Origin of the sequence: Mesorhizobium sp. M7A.F.Ca.CA.002.09.1.1, assembly GCF_003998555.1 — a bacterium.
Classification (GTDB): domain Bacteria; phylum Pseudomonadota; class Alphaproteobacteria; order Rhizobiales; family Rhizobiaceae; genus Mesorhizobium; species Mesorhizobium ciceri.
This window is the reverse complement of sequence record NZ_RZRR01000353.1, coordinates 1-5267: the sequence shown is the minus strand read 5'-3', so window position 1 is coordinate 5267 and position 5267 is coordinate 1. Positions and strand designations below refer to the sequence as shown.

Genomic DNA, 5267 nt, shown 5'->3' with positions numbered 1-5267 from the left:
AGATCGAGGCGCTTGGCTACAATGTCGAAACCCATGGCCAAAAGGGTTTCAACGGCGTCGCGCTGTTGTCGAAGCTGCGCTTCGACGAGGTGATCAGGGGCCTGCCCGGCGACGATGCCGATGAACAGGCGCGTTTCATCGAAGGCGTTTTCTCAACCGACAAGGGCGCCTTGCGTGTCGCCTCGCTCTATCTGCCGAACGGCAATCCGATCGATGACGAGAAGAAGTTTCCTTACAAGCTGTCCTGGATGGCGCGGCTTGAGCGCTGGGCCGAAGAACGGCTGAGACTTGAGGAGGCTCTGGTGCTCGCCGGCGACTACAACGTCATTCCCGAGCCGATCGACGCGCGGTTTCCGGAGAATTGGCTGGGCGACGCCCTGTTCCAGCCGCAGACGCGACAGGCCTTCCGTCGGCTGCTCAATCTTGGTTTCACCGAGGCGGTGCGCGCGGTCACCGACGCGCGCGACACCTATACGTTCTGGGACTATCAGGCCGGCGCCTGGCAGAAGAACAACGGCATCCGTATCGACCACCTGCTTTTGTCGCCGGAAGCCGCCAACCGATTCTCATCGGCCTCTATCGAAAAGCATGTGCGCGCTTGGGAAAAACCATCCGACCATGTCCCGGTGGCGATCGATCTCGCGCTTCAGCCGGCTTGAGAGAACCCTCGCCGGGCCCGTCTGCGCTGAACCCTCATATCGCCACATTTCGCGCCGTTCATTGCAGACCAGCATGGCGGCTGGGGTTCCATGAGCGCACGATTTCATCTTTGTCCCATTGGCCTGGCATTTGCCATGGCCGTTCCTGGTACGGCATTTGCCGACCAGGAATGCCTGGCCAATGGAAAATCCTACCAGATCGGTCAGGTCGCCTGCCTGACGGTGGCCGAGCAGAGCCATCTGGCCCGCTGCGATATGGTGCTCAACAACACCTCGTGGACGAAGATCGGGGATAGCTGCCCGGAAAACACGCTGGCGCCACACCCCCATGTCACGCCGATCTCGACGCCGGCGCCCAGCATGGTGCCGACGGAGCCGATCGCGAACTGAGCCAATCTCCCGCTTCGTGGGGGAGATCGGCAGTTCAGCCGCCAGCAAAACTACTGGTCCGCGTTGTTGCCCTTGGTGAGGATATCATCGGCCAGCGAGATCGCGGTGCGGCGGTCGGCCTCGCCGGCGGTGGCAAATGCCTCTTCCTGCATGCCGCGGATCCAGGGCTGGTCAGCGGGCGAAGCGCGTTCGAGCGCTGCCGTCATCATCGCCAGGCCGCGAACGATCTTGCCGCTCTGGAACAACAGATGGCCCAGCGTCGCCTGGGCGCCGGCATGGCCTTTCTCGGCGGCGAGTTGGAACCAGCGCCCGGCCTGCTTGACGCTGGCCTTCACCCCGCCCTCGCCCTTCAGGAACATCTGCCCCATCTCGAACTGTGCGTTCGGGTTGCGGTAGTTGGCAGCCGCGCGCATGTAGTATTCCTGGGCCGCCACCTCGTTCTCGGTGACCGGGCTGCCGGGAATGCCCGTGCGCAAATAGTCGCCAAGCGCCACCAGCGCATCGGAGACATAGCTTTCCTCGGGCGAGCCGGGCTCGACATCCTGGTCGACGATCTCGGAGAAGAACTTGAACGCCTCATAGTCGTCGCGCGCCACGCCGTCGCCCTCGGCATACATGCGGGCAAGCTTCCAGGTGGCGCCGATCTGGCCGTTTTCGGCGGCGTATTTGTAGGCCTCGGCAGCCTGCTCCTTGTGGCCGTTCTTGTAGGCGGAGAAGCCGAACTGGAAGACCGCCCAGGGGCTCGATTGCGGCTTCACCCCGGTCTTGTCGTCGAACACCTTGTCGTCGAAGGCCATGGCCTGGCCGACGGCGCCAAAGGTCGCGCCAAACGTGGCGGCCACGACCAGTGCCGAAAAGACAGATGACCTCAACAACTCAGATGTCCGCATAACAGTGTGTTTCTTTCGCACCGCCCGGATGGGTCACCGCGCCATCGCGCGCTGGCCCCACCGTCTGTGCATATTTCCATATCGCGCCCGACTGATAATCGGTCGCGCGCGCCTTCCATGTCTTTGCCCTCGCCGCCAGTTCGCTATCGGACAACGCCACGTCGATCGTGCCGTTCACCGCGTCGATCGAGATCACGTCACCATCCCTGAGCAGTCCGATCGGGCCACCCACGGCTGCTTCGGGGCCGACATGGCCGATGCAGAAACCGCGCGTCGCGCCCGAGAAGCGCCCGTCGGTGATCAGAGCCACCTTGCCGCCCATGCCCTGGCCGTAGAGTGCTGCCGTCGTCGACAGCATCTCGCGCATGCCGGGGCCGCCGCGCGGTCCTTCGTAGCGAATGACGAGAACCTCGCCTTCCCTGTAGTTGCGATGCGTCACCGCCTCGAAACATTCCTCTTCTGAATCGAAGCAGCGTGCCGGCCCGGAGAATTTCAACTCCGCCATGCCCGCGACCTTCACGATCGCGCCTTCGGGGGCCAGGTTTCCCTTCAAGCCCACGACACCGCCGGTTTGGGTAATGGGTCTGTTGGCCGGGCGGACCACATCCTGATGCTCATTCCAGACAACGTGCTGCATGTTTTCGGCCAAAGTGCGGCCAGTCACCGTCATGCAGTCGCCATGCAGATAGCCGTGGTCGAGCAGGGTCTTCATCAGCAGCGGAATGCCGCCGGCCTCGAACATGTCCTTGGCGACATATTTGCCGCCCGGCTTGAGGTCGGCGATGTAAGGCGTCTTCTCGAAGATCTTGGCCACGTCGAACAGGTCGAACTTGATGCCGGCCTCGTGCGCGATCGCCGGCAGATGCAGTGCCGCGTTGGTCGAACCGCCGGTAGCCGAGACCACGGTCGCCGCATTCTCCAGCGCCTTCAGCGTGACGATGTCGCGCGGCCGGATATTTCTGGCGATCAGCTCCATGATCTTTTCGCCCGAGGCGAAATTGAACCGGTCGCGCATTTCATAGGGTGCCGGCGCGCCGCAGGAATAGGGCAGCGCCAGGCCGATCGCCTCGGCGACGGTCGCCATGGTGTTGGCGGTGAACTGGGCGCCGCAGGAACCGGCCGAGGGACACGCGACCTGTTCGATCTCAAGCAGTTCGTCATCGCTGATCGTGCCGACCGAGTGCTGGCCGACCGCCTCGAAAACATCCTGCACGGTGATCTGGCGGCCGCGATAGCTGCCGGGCAGGATCGAACCGCCATAGATGAAGATCGACGGCACATTGAGCCGCACCATGGCCATCATCATGCCGGGCAGCGACTTGTCGCAGCCGGCGAGCCCAACCAGCGCGTCGTAGCAATGGCCGCGCATGGTGAGCTCGACCGAATCGGCGATGACCTCGCGCGACACCAGGGACGACTTCATGCCCTGGTGACCCATGGCGATGCCATCGGTGACGGTGATGGTGCAGAATTCGCGCGGCGTGCCGCTGGCGGCCGCGACGCCCTTCTTGACCACCTGCGCCTGGCGCATCAGCGAAATGTTGCAGGGCGCCGCCTCGTTCCAGCAGGAGGCGACCCCGACCAGCGGCTGCGCAATCTCGGCCGCCGACAAACCCATGGCATAGAGATAGGAACGATGCGGCGCACGCGCCGGACCGACGGTCACATAGCGGCTAGGGAGCTTAGCCTTGGAGATGACTTTGGCGTCCATACTCTTCCTTGCCCCATCTTCCCTGCAAATGGGGCGGAGCGGCCTGCCCCCTCGCCGAGCCTTTTGGCGCGTGTCCCGAGACAAGATCGAGGTGCGCCGGGTTTATGGCGGGAAATGGGCAATTTCCTCAGCCTGACCTCTACCGCAGGGGTTGTTCAGAAAGTGTTGCCAAAACGTCACAATAGCAGGAGGGCGACAACAGCGCGGCTTATGTGCACGCGGCCTATATGAATGGCGCACGGGCAAGAGCCGCCCAAATGAAAAAGGCCGGGTATTGCCCGGCCTTTTTGTAAAATTCTCAACAGGTTAGAACTTGATCTTGATACCGCCGGAAAATGCCGTGACCAGATCGTTGCCAAAATCGTAGGTGGCGTCGTCACCAATAATTTTTCCGTTCTCGCCAATCACTATGCCGGAATGACCACTGGTGAGCACACCGACTGCACCGGCCAGGCGAACCTCAATGTTGGGCTTCGGCGTATAAGCGACGCCGCCACCCAGCGTCCAGGTGTCGGTCTGCGCGCCGAAGCCATGCGAGGTGCCGCGATCCCAAGTCAACTGACCGGCTCCACTCCACTGATCGTTGAACTTGTGGCCGATACCACCTGATACGGTCCAGCCATCACGATACATCAGGTCAAGGGAGGTTGCCTCTGCCGGGCCGTTGGTGAAGCAAAGTGAGGACGGAGCCCCCACCGGGCAGATAGGAACGCTCTGCAGCAAACTCCAGTTCACCCACTTGATCGAACCGAAGGCAAGCCAGCCGGGAGCGATACCCGACTGCAACTTCAGCTCCACGGAATCAGGCATGTACTGTGTTGATCCGTAAATATCGGTAACGCCTCTGCCAATACTGGTGAGGTCGAGCGCACCCGAGATATTGTCGAGCTTGACTTTCGAATTGTAGACAAGGCTCGCGCGCAACGCGATGTCGGGGATTTCATAAGCGACGCCTGCGCGCCAACCCCAGCCACTGGCCTCGAGATCGACACGGCCTGTCAATGCTGGGAGTACGTTTACCAAGCTTTCTTTGAATCCCGAGATGTCTTGGTAAAACAGCCCGCCGATAAAACGAAGTTGGCCCTTGCCCGCATCAAATTTATAAGAGCATGTACCAGCGTAGTTGTTGCTCTTGATATCGGTTTCCGTATTGGAAAGCGCACCATTCCACATGCCAGGTGCGGTATGCGCGCCCCAGGGCTGCGAATAATCGACCATACAATCCACGCCTTGCACGACCTGGACCTTCATTCCCACGCGCGGAACCCAATAGCCCTCGGCTCCGTCGGCCGAGGTGCCCAAGCCGAGATCGGCTCCGCCTGGACCGCGCGCATTCTCGTACTTGCGGTCCGGCATCACATAGGTCGCTTCCGCTTCGGTCGCGAACGGAGCCGGATCGAACAGCAGATCGATATCGTAGCCGCCACGCTCCAGGCCGCCGGCATGTGCCGGATTCATCGCCGTCCCGATCAAAGCCAGCGAAAAGCAGCCCGCCCCCAGCAGCGCCTTCAGTCGCAGAATAGTCATGAAATGTCCTCCCCGAATTCGAGTGCACCAAGCTAGAACCAATTCAGGTTAACGGTGCAACAACGAATTCGCGGGCGTACATGTACACAC

5 protein-coding genes are annotated in these 5267 nt (G+C 61.6%); 2 read left to right on the top strand and 3 right to left on the bottom strand.

From position 1 onward, the window contains the following. Together EN994_RS16635 and EN994_RS16630 are read left to right on the top strand one after the other, a co-directional pair. Nucleotides 1-659, top strand: a 659-nt coding sequence (locus EN994_RS16635) for an exodeoxyribonuclease III (protein ID WP_127307660.1), incomplete at its 5' end; no start/stop codon positions are given. Between the two features lie 135 nt (nt 660-794). Next, nucleotides 795-1049, top strand: coding sequence for a hypothetical protein (locus EN994_RS16630; RefSeq protein ID WP_244506831.1), 255 nt, complete (start codon nt 795-797; stop codon nt 1047-1049). A gap of 50 nt (nt 1050-1099) precedes the next feature. On the opposite strand, the gene EN994_RS16625 is transcribed toward EN994_RS16630, so the two are convergent. The 3 genes from EN994_RS16625 to EN994_RS16615 form a co-directional block, all read right to left on the bottom strand. Continuing rightward, a complete protein-coding gene (locus EN994_RS16625; RefSeq protein WP_013531284.1) occupies nt 1100-1939 on the bottom strand; it encodes a tetratricopeptide repeat protein in 840 nt (279 codons plus the stop codon). Next, nucleotides 1926-3650: a dihydroxy-acid dehydratase gene (ilvD, locus tag EN994_RS16620; RefSeq protein WP_024503842.1), complete on the bottom strand. Its 1725-nt coding sequence runs from the start codon at nt 3648-3650 to the stop codon at nt 1926-1928. The genes EN994_RS16625 and ilvD overlap by 14 nt, the downstream gene beginning before the upstream one ends. 306 nt (nt 3651-3956) lie before the next feature. Then, nucleotides 3957-5177 carry an OmpP1/FadL family transporter gene (locus EN994_RS16615; RefSeq protein WP_013531282.1) on the bottom strand — a complete coding sequence of 407 codons (1221 nt, stop codon included), beginning with the start codon at nt 5175-5177 and terminating at the stop codon, nt 3957-3959. Nucleotides 5178-5267 lie beyond the last annotated feature (90 nt).

Excerpts from the sequence above, each read along its gene's own strand:
- EN994_RS16630 (WP_244506831.1), top strand. The coding sequence starts at position 795 with ATGGCCGTTCCTGGTACGGCATTTGCCGACCAGGAATGCCTGGCCAAT.
- EN994_RS16625 (WP_013531284.1), bottom strand. The coding sequence starts at position 1,939 with ATGCGGACATCTGAGTTGTTGAGGTCATCTGTCTTTTCGGCACTGGTC.
- ilvD (WP_024503842.1), bottom strand. The coding sequence starts at position 3,650 with ATGGACGCCAAAGTCATCTCCAAGGCTAAGCTCCCTAGCCGCTATGTG.
- EN994_RS16615 (WP_013531282.1), bottom strand. The coding sequence starts at position 5,177 with ATGACTATTCTGCGACTGAAGGCGCTGCTGGGGGCGGGCTGCTTTTCG.